18 protein-coding genes are annotated in these 23,864 nt (G+C 45.9%); 5 read left to right on the top strand and 13 right to left on the bottom strand.

The genetic code is table 11. The features are described 5' to 3' along the window. Positions 1-75: 75 nt before the first annotated feature. Positions 76-831 carry a LytR/AlgR family response regulator transcription factor gene (locus GJS45_RS13290; protein WP_162342350.1) on the top strand — a complete coding sequence of 252 codons (756 nt, stop codon included), beginning with the start codon at positions 76-78 and terminating at the stop codon, positions 829-831. A gap of 1 nt (position 832) precedes the next feature. Here GJS45_RS13290 and GJS45_RS13285 read toward each other — a convergent pair whose 3' ends face one another. The 8 genes from GJS45_RS13285 to rfbC form a co-directional block, all read right to left on the bottom strand. After that, complete coding sequence (locus GJS45_RS13285) at positions 833-2,194, bottom strand: PhoH family protein (RefSeq protein WP_162342349.1); 1,362 nt, start codon at positions 2,192-2,194, stop codon at positions 833-835. Between the two features lie 190 nt (positions 2,195-2,384). Next, on the bottom strand, positions 2,385-3,131 hold the full coding sequence (locus tag GJS45_RS13280; protein ID WP_162342348.1) for a shikimate dehydrogenase family protein: 747 nt from the start codon (positions 3,129-3,131) through the stop codon (positions 2,385-2,387). Beyond that, positions 3,128-4,063: a DUF368 domain-containing protein gene (locus GJS45_RS13275; RefSeq protein ID WP_162342347.1), complete on the bottom strand. Its 936-nt coding sequence runs from the start codon at positions 4,061-4,063 to the stop codon at positions 3,128-3,130. The genes GJS45_RS13280 and GJS45_RS13275 overlap by 4 nt, the downstream gene beginning before the upstream one ends. A gap of 34 nt (positions 4,064-4,097) precedes the next feature. After that, entirely contained in the window at positions 4,098-4,859 is a 762-nt protein-coding gene (locus GJS45_RS13270; RefSeq protein ID WP_162342346.1) for a phosphosulfolactate synthase, read from the bottom strand. A gap of 36 nt (positions 4,860-4,895) precedes the next feature. Further along, positions 4,896-6,308, bottom strand: a complete 1,413-nt coding sequence (locus tag GJS45_RS13265) for a tetratricopeptide repeat protein (protein ID WP_162342345.1) — start codon at positions 6,306-6,308, stop codon at positions 4,896-4,898. Positions 6,309-6,353: 45 nt separating this feature from the next. Further along, the gene (locus GJS45_RS13260) at positions 6,354-7,346 is read right to left on the bottom strand and encodes an NAD-dependent epimerase/dehydratase family protein (RefSeq protein ID WP_162342344.1); all 993 of its coding nucleotides are present in this window, start codon (positions 7,344-7,346) and stop codon (positions 6,354-6,356) included. 23 nt (positions 7,347-7,369) lie between these two features. Continuing rightward, a complete protein-coding gene (locus GJS45_RS13255; protein WP_162342343.1) occupies positions 7,370-8,125 on the bottom strand; it encodes a tyrosine-protein phosphatase in 756 nt (251 codons plus the stop codon). Beyond that, positions 8,125-8,676, bottom strand: coding sequence for a dTDP-4-dehydrorhamnose 3,5-epimerase (rfbC, locus tag GJS45_RS13250; RefSeq protein WP_162342342.1), 552 nt, complete (start codon positions 8,674-8,676; stop codon positions 8,125-8,127). Before rfbC ends, GJS45_RS13255 begins: the two co-directional genes overlap by 1 nt. 221 nt (positions 8,677-8,897) lie before the next feature. On the opposite strand from rfbC, the gene hflX reads away from it, so the two are divergent. Both hflX and mtgA read left to right on the top strand, forming a co-directional pair. Further along, positions 8,898-10,163: a GTPase HflX gene (gene hflX, locus GJS45_RS13245; protein ID WP_162342341.1), complete on the top strand. Its 1,266-nt coding sequence runs from the start codon at positions 8,898-8,900 to the stop codon at positions 10,161-10,163. A gap of 159 nt (positions 10,164-10,322) precedes the next feature. Continuing rightward, positions 10,323-11,006 carry a monofunctional biosynthetic peptidoglycan transglycosylase gene (gene mtgA, locus GJS45_RS13240; RefSeq protein ID WP_162342340.1) on the top strand — a complete coding sequence of 228 codons (684 nt, stop codon included), beginning with the start codon at positions 10,323-10,325 and terminating at the stop codon, positions 11,004-11,006. Between the two features lie 92 nt (positions 11,007-11,098). Here mtgA and GJS45_RS13235 read toward each other — a convergent pair whose 3' ends face one another. The 3 genes from GJS45_RS13235 to GJS45_RS13225 all read right to left on the bottom strand — a co-directional run bounded on the left by GJS45_RS13235 (position 11,099) and on the right by GJS45_RS13225 (position 15,142). After that, entirely contained in the window at positions 11,099-11,701 is a 603-nt protein-coding gene (locus GJS45_RS13235; protein WP_162342339.1) for a DUF2179 domain-containing protein, read from the bottom strand. Between the two features lie 82 nt (positions 11,702-11,783). After that, positions 11,784-12,956, bottom strand: a complete 1,173-nt coding sequence (locus tag GJS45_RS13230) for a CynX/NimT family MFS transporter (RefSeq protein ID WP_162342338.1) — start codon at positions 12,954-12,956, stop codon at positions 11,784-11,786. A gap of 32 nt (positions 12,957-12,988) precedes the next feature. Beyond that, positions 12,989-15,142: an amino acid permease gene (locus GJS45_RS13225; protein ID WP_162342337.1), complete on the bottom strand. Its 2,154-nt coding sequence runs from the start codon at positions 15,140-15,142 to the stop codon at positions 12,989-12,991. Positions 15,143-15,430: 288 nt separating this feature from the next. On the opposite strand from GJS45_RS13225, the gene GJS45_RS13220 reads away from it, so the two are divergent. After that, the gene (locus GJS45_RS13220; protein ID WP_162342336.1) at positions 15,431-16,816 is read left to right on the top strand and encodes a hypothetical protein; all 1,386 of its coding nucleotides are present in this window, start codon (positions 15,431-15,433) and stop codon (positions 16,814-16,816) included. 47 nt (positions 16,817-16,863) lie between these two features. Here GJS45_RS13220 and GJS45_RS13215 read toward each other — a convergent pair whose 3' ends face one another. Further along, on the bottom strand, positions 16,864-18,324 hold the full coding sequence (locus GJS45_RS13215; protein WP_162342335.1) for a DUF1501 domain-containing protein: 1,461 nt from the start codon (positions 18,322-18,324) through the stop codon (positions 16,864-16,866). A gap of 1 nt (position 18,325) precedes the next feature. Further along, positions 18,326-21,070 (bottom strand): DUF1553 domain-containing protein, encoded by a 2,745-nt coding sequence (locus tag GJS45_RS13210; protein WP_162342334.1) that lies wholly within the window; start codon positions 21,068-21,070, stop codon positions 18,326-18,328. A gap of 299 nt (positions 21,071-21,369) precedes the next feature. Here GJS45_RS13210 and GJS45_RS13205 point away from each other — a divergent pair, with 299 nt between their 5' ends. Further along, on the top strand, positions 21,370-23,853 hold the full coding sequence (locus tag GJS45_RS13205; RefSeq protein WP_202928082.1) for a DUF1549 domain-containing protein: 2,484 nt from the start codon (positions 21,370-21,372) through the stop codon (positions 23,851-23,853). Positions 23,854-23,864: the final 11 nt, after the last annotated feature.

Raw genomic sequence — 23,864 nt, 5'->3', positions numbered from 1 at the left:
TGCATTAATTTGTATTTTAATTTGTAAATTGGTCAAAACAGCTTTTATTTAAATTTTTCCCTTAAACTTAAGATCATGAAAGAAGAAAGGATACTGATTGTTGAAGACGATGTAAATATTTCTGAAAACATCGAAGAAATTTTGCAGCTTTTGGGTTATGGTAATATTGACATTGCGAATTCAGCCAACCAGGCGATTAAAGTGGTTAAGAAATACCGCCCGGACATGGTCTTCATGGACATCAAACTTAAGGGTGATAAAGACGGGATCGAACTGGGTGAGATTATTCAGCAAATGGTGGATGCTCCCATTGTCTACGTGACCTCTTACAGCGATCCAGCTATCATCGAACGGGCGAAAAGAACCCATCCGGCTGGTTTCATCGTAAAGCCGTTCAATAGCAACGATATCCATGCGATGGTGGAAATCGTCCTATACAACCAGCGAACCAGACCAGCACTTTCAGAGGGTGTTAGTACTAAAATTGTCGAAAGCCCTTATTTGGTAGTAGATGCCGTTTATATAAAGGCCGACAACAGTTTTGAACGCGTGGATTACTCGGACATTTATTACGTGGAAGCTAACGGAAACATGGTGACGATTTTTACAAAGAACCGTAATTTCACCATCCGAAAGTCCATGAAAGACATGGAAGAAAAGCTGCCTTCCAACCTGTTTCTTCGGGTACAGAAATCCTATATCGTCCAATTGGGCCAAATAGAAAGCTTTAATACCAAAGAGATCAACCTGAAGACCGGCGATGTGGTACAGGTGGGCAGGCAATATTACAATAGCTTCCTGGCCAAATTGAATACCATCACAGAAAGTTAATTTATAGCAACTCGTTAGCTAAATTGGCGAGTTCGGAACGTTCCCCCTTTTCCAATTTGACATGGGCATAAAGGGGGTGCGTCCTTACCCGGTCGATCAGGTAAGAAAGGCCGTTGCTCTGGCTGTCTAGATAAGGAGTGTCAATCTGGAATACATCCCCCGTAAAGATAATTTTTGTGTTCTCTCCTGCCCTGCTAATGATGGTTTTTACCTCGTGCGGGGTGAGATTCTGCGCCTCATCCACGATAAAAAAGATATTCGAAAGGGAGCGACCCCGGATGTATGCAAGCGGCTGAATCACCAGTTTTTCCTGGTTTACCATGTCCGAAATTCGCTGATACTCCTTGTCATGTTCCTTGTATTGGTTTTGAATAAATTTCAAATTGTCCCAAAGTGGTTCCATGTAAGGATTCAATTTGGATTTAATGTCTCCGGGCAAATAACCGATGTCTTTATTACTTAATGGGACGATGGGGCGGGCAAGGAAAATTTGCTTAAAATTACTGCGTTGCTCCAATGCCCCTGCCAGGGCTAATAAGGTTTTTCCCGTTCCGGCTACTCCCTGAATGCTAACCAATTTGATTTTTGGGTCCATGATGGCGTGGAGTGCAAACGCCTGTTCGGCATTTTTGGGACTGATATTGTAGGCCTTGGATTTGGATATTTTTTCGAAGGAATTTTCTGTCGCGTGGTAAAAAGCCAGTATGGAAGCGTTCGGTGTGGCTCCTTTCAGTATATAGTAGGTGTTATTAGCCGGTAGGGATTTTCGTCTTTTTCCGAAAACCTGCTCCGCATCCAGGTTGCCTTTTTCGTAAAGCGTATTGATGACTTCCGGGCTTACGTTTTCAATTATTTCCTTGCCCGTGTTTTCAATTTCGGTGATGTTTTTGATTTTTCCGGTTTCGTAATCCTCTGCCGGAATATCCAGGGATTTGGCCTTGAGCCGGAGATTGATGTCCTTGCTGACCAATATGACCTTGCGTTTTTTTTCCGTTTGCCTCAGGCTTAAGGCCGCATTCAGAATTTTATGATCATTTTTTTCTTCCCCGAAAATTTCATTGGCATTCAGAGCGTTTTCCGGATTCATCATCACCTTAAAAGCGCCCTTGGTTTTTCCGTTTAGCGGAGTCCAGTGCTGGATCATTTGATCCTTCGCCAGGCGGTCCAATAGGCGAATGAATTCCCTTGCTTCAAAATTTTTGGTGTCGTTGCCTTTTTTGAATTGATCGAGTTCTTCCAATACCGTGATCGGAATCACAACATCGTGCTCGGCAAAATTCATTATGGAGTAATGATCATACAAAATGACAGAAGTGTCTAAAACAAAAATCTTTCTGTCCTGAGTCGTTGCTTTCTTCACCATAAAAACAAAATTGGAGTGGAATGACGATTAATAATACTTATTTTAATCGACAAACGTTCATGAAATCATTGAAAAAAAGGGGATTCATTGAACGTATTTTTGCCAACAAGGATTAACCTGCTAAGCGACTGGGATTTACGAAAAATCGTGAATCCAGCCTTAACGAAGGAGCTATTGCCTTGCACCTGTTTCATTCTGTCGCGTTCCAGATTTCCCAGGCGGCTTCCGCCTGCAAATGGAGCATTTCCATGCCGTTTTTAGTTTTTGCACCCCTGCCAGTGGCTTCCTTCATCAGGCTGGTTTCTTCTGGGTTATAGACCAGATCATAAACTAAATGGTTTTTACCGACCTGTTCAAGGGGAATAGGCGGCCTTTCGCTGGTATTGGGATAGGTGCCCAGCGGCGTGGTATTGATGATCAGAGGATGATCTGCCAGGAGGCCCGTAGCTAATTCCTTGTAAGATATGATGGATTTGGAATCCGGATGCGAAGTTCTGGAAACTTTTAAAAAAGCAATATTGAGGTCATTAAGGGCTTGCGCTACGGCATTGGACGCACCACCGGTGCCAAGGACAAGGGCAGCAGGCCGTTTTTTCCCCAGCCAGTTTTCGAGAGAGGTTCTAAACCCAATATAGTCGGTGTTGAATCCTACCAATTCGTCGGGGCTTACTTTGATGCAATTAACTGCTCCAATGGCCCGACAGGCAGGCTCCAGCCGGTCCAGGTAAGCGATGACTTGTTGCTTATAGGGTATGGTTACATTCAGACCAATGAGGTCTGGTACCTTAGCCAGCAAAGCAGGGAAGGCCTGGATATTGGGTATCTCATAAAGCTCGTATTGACACCCTTTCAAGCCTTCTTTTCGGAATTTTTCAGAAAAGTATTTCTTGGAGAAGGAATGTGTCAGTGGAAGTCCGATGAGTCCGTATTTTTTCATTCTCTGCTAAAATTATGTGCCAATCGTTCAAGCCCTACCACGAGCAGTACTCCAAATAAAAACGCAAAAATGGCAAGTAGGAAACCGGGATCCTCCCCTGTTTCTAGCAGGTAGACATGAGGAAGGATGTTTTCCGTTAGTAACGGTTTTTGCATGCCAGAACTGGAAATGCGGTAGCTTAACACTTTTTTCCAGGGCCAAATTTTATTGATGGAGCCAACCATAAATCCTGAAAGCAGGGATAAGGTAAGCGCATGAAAATTTTTCAGAAACCAGGAAATTACCCGGCTAAAGAGGAGTAATCCACTGACACAGCCCAGTGCAAATACCCCCAGGATCAGCAGGTTTTTATCATTGACTGCCGTGAGGATGTACTCATATTTGCCCAAGATGAGTAACAGGAAGCTGCCGGAAATTCCCGGTAAAATCATGGCACAAATGGCGATGGCTCCCGAAATAAATGTAAACCAAAGCGTGTCCGGTGAGGTGATTAAGGGCAATTCGGTGATAAAATAGGCCAGGACTGCTCCCAGCGGAAACATCAGAATAGCTATGAGGTTCCACCGTTTGATTTCCCTCAGGATTACGATGGCACTGATCAGGATCAAGCCGCAGAAAAAGGACCAAAGTGGAATGGGAAAATGATCAATAAAAAAGGTAATGATCCTCGAGAAGGCAAAAATACTGGTCATAATGCCCAGAAACAGCACCAATAGAAACCCTCCATTAACGTGTTTCCAAAATTCAGCTATTTTCAGGCGTGTTAGCAAATGGAGGGCCTGCAGATTAAAGGAATTAATGCTTTCCAATAATTCCTCATAAATCTTGGTAACCAAAGCGATGGATCCGCCCGACACACCGGGTACAATATCCGCACTTCCCATACCCATTCCCTTAAGGAACAAAATTACCCAGTCACTGATCCGCTTCATTGTGTGGCCTGTTTAGTAGTAGAACCAATAAAAATCAGAGGTTCAAAAAGAAGTCAAAAGTGTCTCCTCTCAACCCCAGCCTTAATGTTTCCAGGGGAATGATTTCGTTGGGAGCGATGTTTCCGAGATTTACATTTGATCCCAGAAGCTTAATGAACCATACCTGTTGTTCTTTTTGAGGAGCTTCCCAGATGATTTTCTCTTCGGGTATTTGGGTAAGGATTTCTTCTACCAGCCCCTGACGTACTTCTCCGGAATCCCTGAAAAGGCCGACTGTTCCCCCTTCCCTGGATTCTCCGATTACTTTCCAGGCACCGGCATTCAATTCTTTCTGCATCTGGTCGATCCATTTGTACGGAGGGATGATTTTGGCAGCATCTTTTGAACCTACCTCGGACAAAACGGTCACCTTTTTAGCCATCGTTTCGATGTACCTGCATTTTTTGTTATGGTCCAGGGTGATGGATCCATCAGACACCTCTGCGAACTCAAGTTGGTATTCCTCTAAAAGTCGGACATAATCGTCAAATTGATCACGGATGACAAATGCTTCAAAAAGCGTTCCTCCGAAATAAACCGGAATACCTGCCGCCCGATAAATGTCTATCTTTTCCCGTAAATTTTTAGTAACAAAAGAAGTCGCCCATCCTAGTTTGACAATATCTACGTAATCTCCACTGACTTCAATAAAATCTTCCACTTCCCGAAGGCTAAGCCCCTTATCCATGGCCATGGTAAATCCAGAATTTCTAGGTTTGTCAGTCCGGGAAGGAATGCTCTTAAGATCGTAATTCATCCAATAAAATTTTGATAAATTGAGACAAAAGGAATTTTATCTTTTAAAATTCTCTCTGTACTGGTTGATAATTTTAAATATTGCTTTCTGTTTTTCCAACTCGGGCATCAGTTCGTAAAGCAATTCGTGTTTTTCGAAGTCCAAAGTTAATGCATTTTCCAAAATTGAAAAGGCTTCTTTGTATTTACCTGTTTTAATAAGGTAGACCACCAGTCTGTAATAGAGTTCGGCTTCCTCCGGTAACTCCTCCATTCCTTCTTTGATGACGTCCTCTGCTTCCTCAAAGCGGTTTTGGTCGAAATAGATGAGAGAAAGGTTTATATACGTCTCAATAATACCCGGTTCCAGGTTAATGGCTTCTTCATAGGCCTCTGAACTGGCCTGAAGGTTGCCCAATTCGTATTCAGCACCGGCAAGGCCTACCCAGTAATTGGCATTTTCTGACGTTAAATTCAACGCTTTTTTAAAATAATGAATCGCTTCAAAGAATTTCTTCTTTTTCATCATGCACATCCCGAGACCAAACCAGGCATCGTCGTATTCCGGATCCAATTTGGCAGATTTTTTGAAATACTTGAAGGCCATATCGATCTGGTCCAGCTTTTCATAGGAAGCGGCCAGGTAACAACAGTTTTCGGCATTGCTGCCTTCGCAGTTGATGGTGTTTTGATAGGCTTCCAGGGCTTTGTCGTACTGAAGGGTGTTCATCAGCGCATTTCCCAGGTTAAAATAAGCCGAAGCAAAGGAATCGTCAATGAGCAAGGCGTAATCATAGGCATCGATGGCTTCTGTGAATTTGCCCAGGCGATTGTAGACCACCCCCAGATTGTACCAGGCGTTGGCATTGTAAGGATCTTGATCGATAAATTCCTGGTAGAAATTGAGGATTTCATCGAAGGAGCCCTCTTCTTCGGTCATCATGGCCAGTTGAAAGAGCGCATCTTCATGATTGATCTTTAATTTCACCACCTCTTTAAAACAGTTGATGGCCTCCTCCATTTTTTTGTCGCTACGGTAGAAATTTCCGAGCAGGTAATATACCTCAGCCTTGTCTTCGGCTAAAGGCAAAAATCCTTTCAGCAGCTGGATAGCGTCCTCGTATTGATCCAATAAGGACAAGGCATTGGCCATGGTCAATATGACTTCCTCATTGTTTGGGGAGAGGTTGTTTAGGTTTTCCAGCAGTTCCAGGCTTTCCTCCAACTCATCCATGAAAAGCAGGGATTGAGCCATCAAAAGTTTTATTTCCACCGAAAAAGGGAATTTCTGCAACGCCCATTCACTGGTTTTATAAGCCTTTTTGTATTTGAAATGATCATGGTAATACCTGATGATATCTTCCAATTCTTCTTCACCAAAAAATAGGCCTCTATTGGATTTGAGAGAATTTTCAAATCGCTGTACCAATTCTTTCTCCTGATCCGAGTGATTGTCAAAATCTCCTGTCATAGGTTTGATATGAATTTTACGTTTAAGATACCAAATATTTTCATTTTAGGTTCTTTTACCAGATCCTTTTTCCTTTTCATTTGCCATCGCCCACTCAAATGTGTCCGTCAATGGCGTAAAGGAGGTTCCGGTTGCTTCTTTCATTTTGCTGCTGTCATATCCTACTCTGGTCTGTGCAGCCCGAACGGTTTGTCGGCTGATGGGTAGCTTGTTTTTTGAGAACCAGTTGTGTAACCGGGACCAGCGGATCACCCAGCCTGCCATCCAATTGCTAAGGGCAATGCTTGGGGGTTTTTTCCCGAAGACCATGGCCATTTCGTTGAAAAAATCCTTGTAAGGAAGGCTTTCATTGCTAATGATATACCGTTGGTTCCATTCTCCCTTGTCTATCAATTGAACCATGATCGCAACCGCATCCCGTATGTCAATATAGTTGATATTCCCCTGAGGGTAATAGCGGTTGCCATCCAACACATACCGATAGATCTGGCTGCTGCTGCGTTCGTCCGTTATTTTTGCGAGCAAGACGGAAGGATTGAAAACCATCACCTGTAAACCTTCCTGCGCCCCGCGCCAGACCTCCAGTTCTGCCAGGTGCTTGGAGATGCCATAGGGGGTATTCAATTCGGAATTGATCCATTTTTGCTCTTCGGTAATGAATAGCTGATTCTCCTGTCTACCCAATGCCGCAACCGAGCTGATAAAAACCAATTTGCCAGTGTTTAGGGAAAGCATGGCATTCACCAGACAAGCTGTACCCTGGGCATTGGTTTTCAGTAAGGCTTCTTTTTTAGAATCATCGAATGAAACCAGTCCTGCGGAATGGATGACCAGATCCTGATCCCGACAAGCTTCGGTAAGCATTTCTACATCGGTGATTTCTCCCTCATACCACTGAATATTGTCTGCCATACTGCCCAGCAGACTTGTATTGCTTCCAGCTCTTTTAGTCCCGGAAATCAGCGCTTTGCCGGAAAGACTTTTAGCGAGGTAGCTTCCCAATAGTCCGGTAATGCCGGTGATGAGTATCTTTTTCACAACTTTAGCATCATGAGCGGTGCTTACAAATTCTTATTCCAAAGGTCCAAATCTCTCAATTTGTTAAAATACTTTTCCTGGGGCAACCTTTCCAACGCATCCAGGTATTTTTCGTTGTGGCAATCTGTTCCGGCAAGTTTTACCAGCTCCCGGTCAATTAACTTCTCGGCAAATTTTTTAACGGGCTTCGAATAATACCCGGTAAGGGACAGCAGGTTTAATTGAAAAGGGATGTTCCGGTCTGCCAAACCTTCCAGCGTACTGCTTTCCTGGTGCAGGTAAATGTACCGCTCAGGATGTGCAAATACCGGTTGGTAACCAGACAGTTCCATCTGAAAAAAGGTTTCGAGGAGAATGTGGGGCTTACTCATAAACCCGGTCTCCACGAGTACCATCTTGTTTTCACCAAAACTGAGCAGCGGTTCGTTCTTTTCTACTTTTTCAAAAAATATCTCGTCCAGGTAATATTCCGCTGCCGCTTCCAACTCAACGGGAATACCGGCTTCGCTGACAGCTCTCTTCAATTTCCTTAGTCCGCTTTCAATGGTCTCAGGTGTGTTTCTAAAAAACTCACTCATGATATGCGGGGTAATGATGAGTTTTTTTAATCCATAGGAAGCCAGCCGCTCTACCAGTAGGACGGACTCCTCCATTGATTGGGAGCCATCGTCAATGCCTGGAATCAAGTGACTGTGCATATCGGCCTGTAGCCAACTAAGATCCAGCGCCTGATTTTCGGATGATGCTCTTTGTTTGGTGAATAAATCGAATATAGACATTAAAGTCCTCCTCTGCTTAATTCTTCGAATTTTTTCAGATCAGGCCAGGATTGGTCCTTTTCGGATAGGAGCGGATTATCCACTCCCCAATCAATGCTTAACTGCTTATCATTCCAAATAATTCCCCCCTCACTTTCTTTGTGATAAACGTCGGAGCACTTATAGGTAAAAATTGCATCTTCTAATACGGCAAAACCATGGGCAAATCCGGTAGGGACATAGAGCATGTTCTGAAGTGCTTCATCCAGAATCACTGAATGGTATTCACCAAAAGTGGCTGATCCTTTGCGAAGATCTACGCACACATCCAGGACTTTTCCGCTGATGACCCGGACTAATTTTGCCTGAGCATGCTTTCCGGTCTGAAAGTGCAGTCCCCGCACGATTCCAGCCTGTGAGTAGGACTGATTGTCTTGGATCCAGCGGGTGTTCATGCCGTGCTTTTTAAACAAGTCTTCCCGGTAACTTTCTAAGAAATAGCCCCTTGCATCTTCGAAAATTTTTGGGTAGATTTCAAAAACATCCTGGATTGCTGTCTTTTTGATTTCCATGCCTTTATTATTGGTTATTGACTAAAACGGTGCAATTTGGTAAATATGTATTGAAAATGCAGTACTTGTGGATGAATTTTGCCGCGGTTTCCGGATTAGGACCGAAAATGAATTAGAAGAGCGGCCCGCTGTGCACAAATACCTTCGATCATGAATCTATTGCTGCGAAACTACGTTAAACCTTTTCGAATCGTCGAGTGGAAGTTTGAACAAACCTTTGCATGAGTAAATACAGCAGAAAAATTGCCAAATTGGTAGACACTGCCCCAAAAGAGGAAACGGCAGTTTTAATTGCGCTAATCCATCAGCAGGAGACAGAGCAAGTGGTGCAGGAGCACCTGGACGAGTTGTCCTTCCTGACAGAGACGCTGGGAGCAAAATCCGTACATCGGTTTACCCAGCGAATGGATAAACCGGATGCAAGAACCTTTGTGGGATCCGGCAAATTGGAGGAGATTAAAACCTATATCGAGTACTTTTCCGTGGATATGGCTATTTTTGATGAGGACCTCAGTCCTTCACAAGTAAAAATATTGGAGAACGAACTCAAGATTAAGGTATATGACCGCTCCATGTTGATTCTTGATATTTTTCTAAGCAGGGCGCAGACAGCGCAGGCAAAAACGCAGGTGGAACTGGCACGTTACCAGTACCTATTGCCCAGGTTGACCCGAATGTGGACTCACCTGGAAAGACAGCGTGGAGGAACGGCTACACGGGGTGGTGCCGGAGAAAAGGAAATCGAAACAGATAAGCGAGACATCCGGCAAAAAATAGATTTATTAAAAGAAAAGCTAAAGAAAATTGAGAAACAAGGGCATACCCAGCGCAAAGGCCGAAAGGGAATTGTGAGGGCTGCGCTGGTCGGGTATACCAATGTGGGGAAAAGTACGCTAATGAACCTGCTCACCAAAGCAAATATACTGGCCGAGAATAAGCTTTTCGCTACAGTGGATTCTACCGTGAGGAAGGTGGTTCTTGAAAACATCCCTTTTCTGATTTCCGACACCGTGGGATTTATCCGTAAGCTGCCAACCCACCTGATCGAGTCCTTTAAATCCACACTGGCGGAGATTGAAGAGGCTGATTTACTTATACACGTAGTGGATCTTTCGCATCCTAATTTTGAAGATCAGATCACCGTGGTGAATCAGACGTTAAACGAAATGGGTGCAGGTGACAAGCCCGTAATCATGGTGTTTAATAAAATCGATGTGGCTCCCAAGATGCCTTCCGAGGAAGAACTGATGCTGATGTCCGCACACGAAGTAGAAGAAGCTAATTTCATTGACTTTGAGAAGCTAGAGGAGAGCTATGCGAAGAAATCTTCGATCAGGCCCGTCTTTATGGCAGCCGGAAATGGCACTAACATAGAAGGATTTCGAAAAGTGGTGACGGCGGAAGTAAAAAAAATTCATCAAAAAATATACCCCCATTACCTGGAGGACGAAGTGTTGGACCTGTCCCAATACGATGTGGGAGATTGATGAATTCATTCATAATCGCTATTCTTTCAGACAATGGCTATTTGATTATTTTTCCAGCATCTTTAGTAAAATGATACTCAAACCCCTGTAGTTAACCAACGCCCACCCCCTAACCAAAGCGGATAGGGTGGTGGGTTTATTCATCGAAATTATTTATTTGTGAGAAAAACCTTTGTTTGGGCGGCCAGGATTTTCCTTGGGTTGTTTTTATTGTCCATCCTGGCTGTAATAGTGCTGGGCATATTGCCGGTCGTTTTTACTCCTTTGATGGGGATTCGAGCCGTGGAGCAGGTTCTGGATGAAGATAGGGACTTCCGCTTCCAAAAGGATTGGGTACGCATAGAAGCCATTTCCCCCCATTTGTACCGTGCTGTTATCGCTGCCGAAGACCAGAAATTTCTGGATCATGGTGGTTTTGACTGGGATGCAATCGAACGTGCCCTGGAGGAGAACAAGGAAGGGAAAAGGATTAGGGGCGGAAGTACCATTAGTAATCAAACCGCAAAAAACGTTTTTCTATGGCCTGGAAGAAACCTGCTTCGAAAAGGGATGGAGGCCTATTTTACGTTTCTGATGGAGTTTTTTTGGTCTAAGGAAAGGATCATGGAAGTGTACCTGAATGTCATTGAAATGGGAGATGGAATCTATGGCGCGGAAGCAGCCTCACGGTTCTATTTTGGCAAGACCGCAGCAGACCTTAACAGGCAGGAAGCAGCATTAATAGCGGCGGTGTTGCCTAACCCTTTGCGCTGGAGGCCCGATCAGCCTACCTCCTACCTCCGACAACGACAAGCTTGGATTCTACGAAACATGCGGAATTTAGGAGCGCTTCCGCTGGAATAAGTCTAACGCTTTAATGAGAAAGGTCTTCCAAATGATTTGGGATTGTAGTTAGACGTTTTTTTATCGAGAACAAAACGGAAAAATAGGAAAGTTTATTTTCGGATAAGATTTCGGAGACGGGTAGTGAATCGGGGCCGGTCTTCCATGACGTTAAGGTCATCTTCTGAAACCCTTTTAACGCTCTCGATGGTGTAAAAAGCTTTCTCATTACTCTCTCTGAGTTTGCCGATAAATTCCTTCAGCCGTTCCCTTTTGATGACGGTAAACATGAGTATGACTTTGCCAAATCGTCCTTCTGCTCCCACTGAGGTAAAGCGGTATTCTTTTTCTTTCATGAACTCTACGAGTTCGGGAAGGGCTTCGGGAGTAATGATTCGTACCAATACCCGGCCCAGGGCAAGACGTTCTTCGATGACCATGCCAATATAAGTCCCCATGGCATACCCTCCTGCATAAGCAATGTAAGAAAGCGGATTGTTGATGTTTTGAAAAATCTGTCCAATTGCAATTAGCCATATGAGTGCTTCAAAGAAACCCAGAACCGGAGCCACGATTTTTTTTCCGTTCAAGACAAACATGATCCGTAGGGTATTGATCGAAACATCTACTACCCGGGCCAAAAAGATAAACAAGGGCATCACGAGGTAGTCAAAAAGCGATTGGGAAATGCCCAGGTTTTCCAGTAATTCCTGCATGAAACAAAGGTAAGGTTCGAGAATACAAACGTACGGAAAATTTGGGGATAATTGGTAAGCTTTCTGCCGGGGTCTTTGCGTACTACACCGTTCGGTTTCTTCCTGCTAAATACCCGAAACCGGTAAAAAAGACGGAGGAAACCAGCATCAGGTAAACCAGCATGTCCCAATCCTGCCATTGGTCAAATGCCATGCCGAACAGCATCGGCCCAAAAGCTGCTAAAAAGTAGCCGGCGGATTGTGCCATACCGGATAGTCCTGCCGTGTAGCGGTCATTTTTTGTCCGCAGGGCGATCAGTAGGTAGGCCAGGCTGATGCTCGCGCCCATTCCCAGTCCTACTACAGCGATTCCCAGTACGTTTAGCCAGATGGTTGGCGAAAATAAGGTGCTGAACCCCAGCAGGTAGATCCCCCCAATGGAAACGGCAATGCCGGATTGCTGCCGGAAACGGCTAGCAACTACCGGGGCAAATAACGTACCCAGCAACCCTACCACCTGCATCATAGAAGCCATCAAACCGGCATGGGTGGCACTTAGCCCTTTGTCAATCATCATATCGGGTAACCAGGTAATCAGGGTAAAAAACAACAGGGATTGCACCCCCATAAACAAGGTGACCTGCCATGCCAAACGGGAGCGCCATACGGATATACCTGTTTTCTCGATTTGCTTTTGCGGTCTCGGGGAAAAGGCCAATTGCGGCCACCAAACCAGCAAAGCTAAAAAGAGAAAGGATGTCCAGAATAATAAGGACCCTCTCCAGCCCCAACCCAAACCCTGGGCCAGGGGAACACTTACTGCGGTGGCAATCGCAGCAAATAAGGACATGCCCGTGCTGAATAGGCCCATTACCTTTCCGGTTTTGGAAGGCATGCGGGATTTTACCAGCGGAATTAACAGGACGTTGCAAATGACGATGCCAATTCCGGTCAGCGCCGTGCCGAGATATAGGGCAAAAGGGCCTGCCGATACCCGAAGTACCGATCCCGTGCCCAGGACTAGCAAGCCCATAAATATCGCCTTTGCTTTGCCAAGGCGGTTGCCGATGGCCGCCGAAAACAAGGAAAAGGTAGCAAAAGTCAGCAGGGGCAATGTGGTCAGAAAACCCGCCAGGCCATTGGATAGGTTCATGTCCTCCCGAATAAAGGGAATGAGGGGACCCACTGCCGTAATAGAGGGGCGAAGGTTAAAAGACACCAGCAAAATGCCCAAAATAAGCCAGCTATCACTGGATTTGTCCTTCAATAGATTCATAAAAATTACCTGCAGTTAGAAAGAAAGGTCCGCTAATCAGCCCACTTTTCGTTGGTTTTCCGGTTAGCGGCTTCGTACAAGCTGCGAATTTCATCAATTTCCTGCTTTTCTCCTATGATTGACAGTTCATCTCTTTCTTTAAGTACGGAATTTCCATGAGGGAAAATGACCTTTCCCTCCCTTTTGATCACCGTGATTAGCGATTTTTCGGGAAGTTTTAACTCCTGGATCATCTTTCCGATTAGTACCCCGGACGGTTTTCCGGTTTCCAGAAGTAGGTTGATAAACCGTTCGTCTCTAAGCAGGATCTGCCGCAACTCGCTTTCATCGGCAGCTTGCAACCAACGGCTAGGGAAATTTTCATTATCCAGGATTTCTGCGAGATGGGCCAGCATCCGCAGGTGTTGGCCGGAATGTTTTTTAGAGCTGATAAGAAACAGCACGGCATGTAATTTTTTGCTCCAGTTGCGTTTCTTCGCTTTAAACAATTCAAAAAATTCAAATTTTACCGGTAAGCCCTCCTTAAAGCGGGCGATGGCTACCTCCGATTCCAGTTCTTCCTCAAAGCGGATGTGCTTCAAGGCAGTGGTTTTACCGATGGCAATTAATCCCTCCTCATTTTCATCTCTAAAGGCTTTTAGCAACTGCCGCTTTCGTAAACCAGTCTTTCTGGCAAAATGAACCGACACTTCTTCCAATAATTGTTCATAGCTGAACTCAGCCGCTTTGGTATCCAAAATCAAGGCCCGGCTGATCACTTTTTCATAGGGGTCTTCTGCTCGCAATCCTTTTTCTTTCATCATGGACCAAAGCTCCATTTCCAGTCCATCATAGCGCCGTTGCCCTAGTTTGCTGTACACATGAAACATGGCCCCTTCTCGTTTGACCTTATCCTTCGCATAGCTGAAATACCAGAAAATACTGGCCCCGATAATCAAAAACGTAAAAATCAGCGATAGAAAGCCCATTTCAATGATCAGAAACACCGAAAAAAGCAAACCGGTAAGTTGCATCCAGGGATAATAGGGTGACCTGAATCCTGGGTCATAACCTTTTAGTTCGCTTTCGCGCATGACGATGACACAGATATTCAGCAAGCCAAATAGCATGAGCTGGAAGGTACTTGCAATTTTGGCGACGGTCTCCACATTAAAGATCAATAAGAGGAAAACCATTAGTCCGGTTGTGGCCAGGGTGGCATAAAGTGGCGTTTGGAATTTGCCTAATTTTCCAAAATAGGCGGGAATTAGATGGTCTCGGGCCATGCCCAATGGATACCGGGCCGCTGACATAATTCCTGCATTGGCAGTAGAAGCAAAAGCCGCAATGGCTGCAATAACCACTAAAATCAATCCGGTTTTTCCCGGCAGCCAGGTCATGAATACTTCTCCGGCAGTAGCGACCGGGGTCAAATCAGCGAAAAGCACCTCCTTGTCCAGCAGAGAAACCATGATAAAAACGCCCACCACGTAGATGGTTGTTGCCGTAGCCAGAGACAAAAACATGGCCAAGGGGATGTTTTTGTCTGGATTGTGAACTTCCTCCGCCACGCTGGCCACTTTGGTCAGGCCTGCATAAGAGACAAAAACCAGCCCTATGGAACCAAAGAAGCCCCGGGTTCCATCAAGAAAGAACACATCGTATTCATTCCTGAGGTGGTTGAAAAAATCAAATTGAAAGACCCTTGCCAAGCCTTGGACCGTGTAAAAAGTCAGGATTACCACCAGCGTAGCGACCAACACCTTTTGTAACCAGCCAGCCTCTTTCGAGCCAATAATATTGGTAAACCCGAAGGTAAGGGTCAATCCGATGGCCACCGGCGTAATGGGCACATCAATAAAAATGGACACATACGCTCCCATTCCTATTAGTGCGAAAGCACTTTTAAATATCAGGGCAAACCAGGAGCCGATTCCGCCAATGGTTCCAAACAAGGGTCCCAAACTTCGGTCAATAAAATAGTAAGCACCGCCAGCCCGGGGCATGGCAGTGGCTAATTCGGCTACGCTAAGCATGGTGGGATACATCATGGCACCCGCTACCAGATAGGCCAACACCACCGACGGCCCTGTCATCGCGGCAGCAAGCCCGGGTAATAAGAAGAACCCCGAGCTGAACATGGCTCCTGTACTGATGGCATATACATCGAACAGACGTAACGTTTTTTTTAATCGTTTTCCGGACATTTTGTGCTTTTGCGCATTAGACGGTTGACTGATTAATTACTAGCTAAATAAGGGTTTCGGATAAAAATAACTAAAAAAAGTAATATAGGAATTTCATTTCTGGTAAAAAACTTAGAATTGACCGGAAATGTTTTCATTTTTTATCCTTATAAGTTTAACCGACAAACCCTTCAAGATGAATTTTTTTGCGGGTAATAATTTTTTTAAACCCAAATATTTGTAATTCAAATTAATAATTATGTAATTTGTGTTATAAAAAGCAAACAGCAACTTTTAAACTAGTGAATTATGAGGGGAGTGGTGATTTTTACGTTAATTTTTCTTTTGATTAGCAGCATCGGCCTGCTTGCGCGACAGAATGCCTGCCTGGTTACTAAGGCAACACCGGAACGACAGGGTTTGGATCTGGGAGAAGGGGGTAGGTTAGAAGGATTTAGAACTCAAAAAAGGCAATTTTCCATCCTACATTACGATACTTCCGGACAGAAAGGTTGGGAGATTTTTCTACCATTGACTTCCGCAAACGCGCAAATAGAATTGCTGGCCTCTGCAAGGGGAGAGCAGGTTTTTGTGGTGGAAATAACACCGTCCCTCAAAGGGCCAGGTACAGCCTTAATTCATCATATTCAAGAAGGAAAGTTGCTTCGCAGCATTTCTTTTGAAGACCAGCAAAAGCTGATGGGGGAATCCCTGCATGCAGTATTTGCGGATGAGGCCTATCTGTATTTTCTGACAGCAGATCAGGATCCGGATAAATTCAGGTTAGGCAAAGCCCCTGATCTGAACTTCTTGCTTAATCGGTTCCGGACTTCCGATTTTCACTTTGATCAGGTGGCGGTTAGCTTGCCCAAAATCCCTGAAAGCAAATGGAATCCGCAGTGGACCTTTGCTGGGCAGGTAGGGAATGAAAAATACATGGTGCTAAAGGATGCAGACTTGGAGTCTAACACCCTCCATTGTCAGGTGGTGAGTTTTGATTCCAATGGACAATTGATCAAAAATTTTGCACTGGATTATAGTCCCGAAGATCAGGCGATCCGCCCGTCCTTCCATCTGGAAGAAAATGACCGCCTTTATGTACTGGCAAAGGACTATAATTATTTTAACTATTCCTCCTTTGGGCCTGGCCCGTCCCGAATGGCGTATCGGATTGGAGCCTTTTTTGGGTTTAACCTTGATAAGCGCAGTGGGGCGTTCTATATCAGTGGTTTGTCCGGAGAAAAGTCCTTTGGGAAGAACCCTTTCCGTTTTAAAGCCCAAAAATACAATGGCTTTTATGTCAGCAAATTTGATTCAACCGGGCAAAAGCTTTGGGAAACCACTCATGTGGCTGACGGAAGAATTCTCACGGAAAGTGATTTTCACCGGAGGTACTCACCCGTACACAAGCGTTCTGCCCTCGAATTTGCTGCCGATTCCAGGAAAGTTAAGTATAGCATCCGAGTAGGCGGAAATGATTTTCAGTTTGTCCTGGATCAGAAAGGGGAGTTGATGGCTATGGGAAAAAATGGGATGATGCTAACCGGGCAGGGTACCGAACTAACTCAAGTTATGCCCTTCCATCCGTACCCCGAAGTTGCTGATGAAGGGATTTTTAGAACGACCGCAACGGTCAGCTCCCGAAGTGAAAACAAGCAGCAGGAAGTTGGCATCAAACCCGTTTTGGCTTTCTAGATAGAATAGATCTCAGCGAAGGTGTTTTCGAATAATCCTGTAGAAAATCAGGTTAGGATTTCATTGATAACCTTTCCATGCACGTCGGTTAACCGGAAGTTTCTTCCCTGAAATTCATAGGTTAATTTTTCATGGTCAAAACCTAGCCTTTCCAGAATCGTGGCTTGCAGGTCGTGCACATGGGTTTGCCCTTCAATGCCGTAGTAGCCGATTTCGTCGGTGACACCGTGAACTTTTCCTTTTTTGACCCCGGCACCGGCCATCCACATGGTAAAGGCCGCCAGGTGATGGTCCCTACCGTCAAATCCTTCTCCGGTACGTGATTCCATCATAGGAGTACGGCCAAACTCTCCTCCCCATACCACCAGGGTTTGTTCCAATAACCCACGTTGTTTCAGGTCTTTCAGTAAGGCTGCGATCGGTTGGTCAATGGCCTTGCAGGAGCGGCGCATTCCTGCTCCTACTCCATTTCCAGCCCCGACACCATGGGTATCCCAGCGATTGTCAAATAGCTGGACAAAACGAACACCTTTTTCCACCAGCCTTCGGGCCAGCAGGCAATTATTAGCGAAGCTAGCTTTGCCGGGTTCCGTACCATACATTTGATGAATGTGCGCAGGCTCATCATTGATGTTCATCGTTTCCGGCACAGAGGTTTGCATGCGAAAGGCCAGTTCGTATTGCGCTATCCGGGTTAGAATTTCCGGATCACTTGCCTGTTCGTATTCCATCTGATTGATTTGGTTGATGGCATCGATGGATTTTTTTCGGAGATGCTCATCGATGGAACTGGGATTAGATAGAAACAATACCGGATCTCCCTGGGAACGACACTGCACTCCCTGATAGACAGTGGGCAGGAAGCCGCTGCCCCAGGCACTTTTTCCCGCACTGATGGCTCCACCTCCCGAAGTGAGCACCACATATCCCGGTAAGTCTTTGTTTTCCGATCCCAATCCGTACATGGACCAGGCACCTATGCTGGGTTTTCCCAGTCTCGGACTTCCGGTATGCATGAATAATTGGGCTGGCGCATGGTTGAATTCGTTGGTATGCATGGCTTTCAAAAAGCTGACCTCGTCCACCATTTTGGCGAATTCGGGGAGGTAATCGGAGACAAAAGCCCTGGATTCGCCATGCTGTGCAAATTTGGCCTGTGGTCCCAGTAGTTTGGGTGTTCCTTTAAGAAAGGCAAATTCTTTTCCCTCCATCAGGGACTCCGGGGTGTCTTGTCCGTTGAGCTCCTGAAGGGTGGGCTTGTAATCAAAGAGCTCCAGGTGCGAGGGACCTCCTGCCATGTGAAGGAAAATGACGCTTTTGGCCTTTGGCGCAAAATGGGGCCCCTGACCAGCCATGAAAGCACTTTCCCCAGCCATCTTGGATTCTCTCCCGCAGCCTATCAATGAGCCCAATGCCAGGGCACCAAGGCCGGAGGTACATTTTTTTAAAAAATGCCTACGGCTGTTGTACTGTGCTTTCCGGAGATATGCTTCTTCCCAAATACTCATCTTATCTTCTGGTTACAAATTCGTCTAAATTCAGCATGGCATTGCTTACCAGGCGCATGGCTGCAAGTTCCGGATCTTCATCCAAATCAGCCCCCTCTTGCTGATAGTAGGCTAAGGACTCCTGGTATAATTGGTGTAATACCCTAACCTTTTCTTTTTCCGGGGCTTTAGCCGTTATTAGCTGCAGGTTTTTTTCAATGCCGGTTTTAATATCTTTTTCGTGCTCATCCAATATTTTTTGTGCCCAGGCCGTAGCCGCTTCCAGATAAACCGGATCATTGAGCAGCACGAGGGATTGCAAAGGGGTGTTGGTGCGGATTCTTCGGGAGGTGCATACTTCCCGGCTGGGATTATCAAAGGTGACCATAGAAGGATAGGGATGTGTCCGTTTCCAATAGGTATAGACAGCTCGTCGGTAGGCATCTTCTCCTTCGCTTTCATTCCAGAATTTCCCACCAAAACTGATAATGTGTTCCGGCTGGTAAGGCATGACACTGGGTCCATGGGTTTCGGGATTTAATAAGCCACTGATCGCCAGTGCCTGGTCCCGGATGGTTTCTGCCGGAAGCCGGGTTCGGGATCCCCGAGACAAGTACTTGTTGTAGGGGTCTTTATTTTGCTTTTCGTCGCTTACCGCGGAGTGTTGACGGTAGGTGGAGGACATAACGATTTTTTTGATCAGAGATTTGACCGACCAATTCAGGTCCTCTCGAAACGTTACGGCCATCCAGTCCAGCAATTCGGGATGCGTGGGAGGGATGCCCTGACTTCCAAAGTCCTCCATGCTCTCCACCAGTCCAAATCCAAAAAGCTGTTCCCAAATGCGATTCACCATTACCCGGGCAGTCAGTGGGTTTTCTTTACTGACCAGCCATTGTGCAAAATCCAACCGATTGGGGTTTGTTTCGTCGATGGTCCCCATGATTTCCGGAATACCGGCTGGCACTTTTTTTCCCCTGCTACGCCAGTCTCCCCGTTCGAAAACCGTAGTTGTTCTTTTCTGGCCGTCCGGCAATTCGCCCAATATGGGCGTTTGCACGGGATCTATTTCTTGAAGGGAATCTATTTTTGCCCGGATTTCTGCTGAATAGCGATCTATCTCTGGTGACTTTTCCTGGTAATAGAGCCAGTCTACCCGCACCAGGTCCTGCGCAAAAATCCCGTCCTTTTTAAAATAGTAATATACATCCCGCTTTCCCTCCGTTGGCTGAATGGGAACGGTTAGGGTTTGCCATTGTTCTGGCCGGTTTCCGGGAAAACCGTTCGCCGTGACACCGAACGTTCCTTCACCGATTTTGGTGCCTAGCATGGAGTCTAGCCGGATTTCTACCTTTGCTCCGGTGAGCGAAGCATAGCCCAGGGAAATCGCTTCTACTTCGGTTAGGTCTACCTGCTCATACATGACCCAGGAACTGTCCTGGACTTGCCATATGGAAGCCTGATCATGGCCCACCAGTTCTATAAAGCGGCTTTTATCCTGAAACTCTTCGGCTTCCACCCTCCGATGACCGAGGTTGTAAAGCAGGGTTTCTTTTTGCCTGTGTAAAAAGGCTTCCGATACTTCGGGCAATTGATCTTCAGGTTCCAGCTGGTCATTTATCCAGCTCAGCAGTTGCTGGACCGTTGCTTTTTCGGTCGGTTCGTAGGTAAAGACTTTTGGTTGCTCGTTGTACAGATCCTTGTCCCGGGTATTGTTGAAGAAGGCCATGGACTTGTAAAAGTCTTCGTGTCGGATGGGGTCGTAGGGGTGGCTGTGACACTGTACGCAGGCCATGGTCGTGCCTTGCCAAACTTCAAAAGTGGTGCCTACCCGCTCCATGACTGCTGCGACCCGAAATTCTTCGTCATTGGTACCGCCCTCATCATTGGCCATGGTGTTTCGGTGAAAGGCCGTGGCCAGCAAGTCGTTTTCAGTGGGTTCTGGAAGTAAATCGCCAGCAAGCTGCTTGACGGTAAATTCGTCAAAGGGCATGTCCTGGTTGAAGGCTTCAATAAGCCAGTCCCGATATTTCCAGATTTCACGGTGCAGATCCTTTTCGTATCCTTTCGAATCGGCATATCGTGCCAGGTCCAGCCAAAAGGATGCCCACTTTTCCCCAAAATGTGGGGAATCCAGCAAGCGGTCGACGGTCTTTTCATAGGCTTCCGGAGAAGTGTCCTTCAGAAAGGCCTCGTATTCTTTTAATGTAGGAGGAATGCCGGTAATGTCCAGTGCCAGCCGACGGAGAAGTATCTCCCTGGGTGCCGGCGGATTGGGAGCCAGTTCCATTTCTGAAAGCTTGCTGAATACGAAGTGGTCTATTTCGTTTCTAGCCTCTGGTTCTCCGGGAATGGAGGGCAGGGGAATGTCCGTTTCCGGAGGAATATAGGCCCAGTGTTTTTCCCATTTGGCACCCTGATTGATCCATTTTTTTATCAGTTCAATCTCTGTCTCCGAAAGGGGATTTTTGCCCAGGGGCATGCGCATTTCCGGGTCCGGGTGCTGAAGGCGCGTGAGCATCTCGGAGGCATCGGCATCACCGGGAATGATGGCCGGTTTTCCGGATTCAGTGGGCATTTTGGCATCTGATTCAAATAGCAGGGAAAATCCGCCGGATTGCTTTACCCCTCCATGACAGGAAATGCATTTCTGGTTGATGATAGGCCGTATGTCACGATTGTAACTTATCGGGTCATCCTTGGGCCATGACCAATAAACAGCAAGTGCCAGAAAGGGCAATACAAGTAGGCGATTAGGACTCTTCATTTAATTTGCGTCTGCATTTTTTTTAAAAGTAGCAATTTATACCATCATTGTCAAAGCCCAATCCTGTACTGTACTGTAGTACAGGTGTAAAACAGTTTGCTATTCTATGTTGCTTTATTTATATTTTGAGTTATAGACAGGATAGTACAGGCTAGTAATTCTAATGAATTTAATTATTATTGTGATGCCTTGATCCCGATTTCGGAAGTGGTGAAATGCCTTTTCCGTTCCCCTTGATTCGGGATGCTGCCGGAAGGCGGATGAAAAATACTCGGTATAGGTATAAAGATATGAATAAAATGAAATTTAGAAGAACGGACATCTTTTGGCTGACAGCAGTTGTATTGCTGTGTGTCGGTTTGGGAGATGGATTGCTGGCTGCAGGACTTCAGGAAGCAGCGGAGGGTAATGAACCCTTCTGGCTTTGGAAGTTTATGGGACGATTGCATCCCCTGGCTGTTCACTTTCCAGTGAGTTTATTGCTGTTTGCGGCCCTGTTGGAATTATTTACCTTAAAAAATTTTAACCATAAGCTACGACCGGGCATTGACCTGCTGGTATGGGCTGGAGTAGCCGGGGCGGTTCTGTCTGCAAGTCTCGGTTGGATACTGGCCACCGTGGAAGACTATGGCGGCAGCATCCTGGACGTGCACCAATGGACAGGTATAGCTACCGCAATCATTGGCCTGCTGCTAATTTATTTTCTTAGGAAGACAGATGAAGGTCGAAACCTACCGGCAGTAAAAGCTTTTCGATCGGTACTATTTGTGTCCGCCATAGGAGTCTCGGTGGCTGGTCATTTTGGAGCCTCGCTTACCCATGGGGAAGATTACCTAACCAGTACCTTTCCCTGGACCGAAGAAGAATACGCGCCGGAAGACCTAAAGGTGGATTTGGTGGCGTTTGAAGGTGAAGGAGATCTCAGCGAACAAAAGCAAATCGAATTGGTTGGCAAAGTTAGAGCTGTTTTTGCGCATAATTGCTACAAGTGCCACAGCGATGCTAAAATCAAGGGCGAACTGCGACTGGATGAAAAGGACTATGTTTTTACCGGAGGGGAGTCCGGTCCGGTGATTGTGCCCGGGGAGTCTGATAGAAGCGAGTTGGTAAGAAGAATAAAATTACCCAAGGATCACAAGGAGTCCATGCCGTCCAAAGGCAAGGTACTCTCCTCAGACGAAATTGCCTTGATCTCCTTATGGGTAGATAGAGGAGCACCCTGGCCGGATGCAGCTAGTGAAGTCAGTGAATACAGAGTTGCCGAACTGGCTCCAAGACGCCCAAATGTGCCGGCACCCCGGGAAGGGCTGGCGCAACCCATTGACATTTGGGTGGATGAATATTTTCAGGAAAATTCCATTGCCTGGAAGGAGCCCGTAGACGATAAGACGTACTTGCGCCGAATATACCTGGACATTATTGGCTTGCTACCCAGTCCGGAGGAGTATGCTGCCTTTCAAAAAGACACCCGTCCCAACAAGCGGGCTGCTTGGGTGGAAACATTATTGAACCGAAATGATGATTACGCCACTCATTGGATGACGTTTTGGAATGATGCCTTGAGAAACGATTATACCGGAACCGGCTATATCACCAAGGGTAGGTTTGCTATTACGGACTGGTTATACACTTCTATCCGGGATAATAAGCCCTATGATCAATTTGTTAAACAATTACTTAACCCCACCGAAGAGTCAAAAGGCTTCATCGAGGGGATACGTTGGAGAGGGGATGTGAATGCCAGTCAGGTTACCGAAATGCAGGCCGCACAAAACGTGGGGCAGGTTATTTTGGGTTTGAATCTGAAATGTGCCTCCTGCCACGATAGCTTTGTCAGCGATTGGAAGCTGGAAGAGGCGTATGCTTTTGCCAATATTTTCGCTGATACCACGCTGGAAGTCAGCCGATGTGAAAAGCCCATAGGGAAAAAGGCAAGTACCAAAATACTTTGGGAAGAGTTGGGAGAAATCGATAGTACCGCCAACCGCAAGGAAAAGCTGAAACAACTCGCCGACAATCTGGTTCAGCCCGCAAATGGAAGAATGTACCGAACTATAGTTAACCGTATTTGGAAACAGTTGATGGGTAGAGGGCTGGTAGAACCGGCGGATGAGATGGACAACATTCCCTGGAGTCAGGATTTACTGGATTGGTTGGCGACGGATTTTGAAGACTCCGGTTATGATTTGAAGCAACTAATCTATAAAATCGCCACTTCCAACGCTTACCAACAACCTTCAGTAGGTATCGATGATCCATTGCTTTTGACAGATGATGATTTTGTCTTCAAAGGGGTGGTTCGAAGGAGGCTTACGGCCGAGCAGTTTTCGGATGGGGTCAGTAAATATATCCATCCGATCTTTGAAAAAGAGGCGCTAAAATACGATCCCAATGAGCTGGCTGTTTCCGAAGAGGCCTCCATGCCTTTTGCCAGGGCATCCCTGGTAGCCAATAATGATTTTTTAAAAGCGTTGGGCAGACCTAACCGGGAAGTGGTCTCCACGAATAGAGATAGTCAGGCCAGCCTATTGCAGGCCCTGGAATTGACAAATGGCAAGACCCTGAACGAAGCACTACAAGACGGCGCGCAGAAGTGGAAGGAGAAATATGAAGATGGCGATATCATCATCCATGAAACGTACCGAAAGCTTTTGGGACGAGATCCTCATCAAAGCGAATTCAACGTAGCGATGGAGGTATTGGGTGAAGATCCTTCGCCCGATGCCATTCAAGATTTGTTTTGGGCAGTTTTGTTACTTCCTGAATTTCAATTAATTTACTGATCAAAAGCATT

Source organism: Cyclobacterium salsum (assembly GCF_010119245.1).
Lineage (GTDB): Bacteria > Bacteroidota > Bacteroidia > Cytophagales > Cyclobacteriaceae > Cyclobacterium > Cyclobacterium salsum.
Note: the sequence above shows the minus strand (reverse complement) of the source record. Positions and strands in the feature narration are given on the sequence as shown.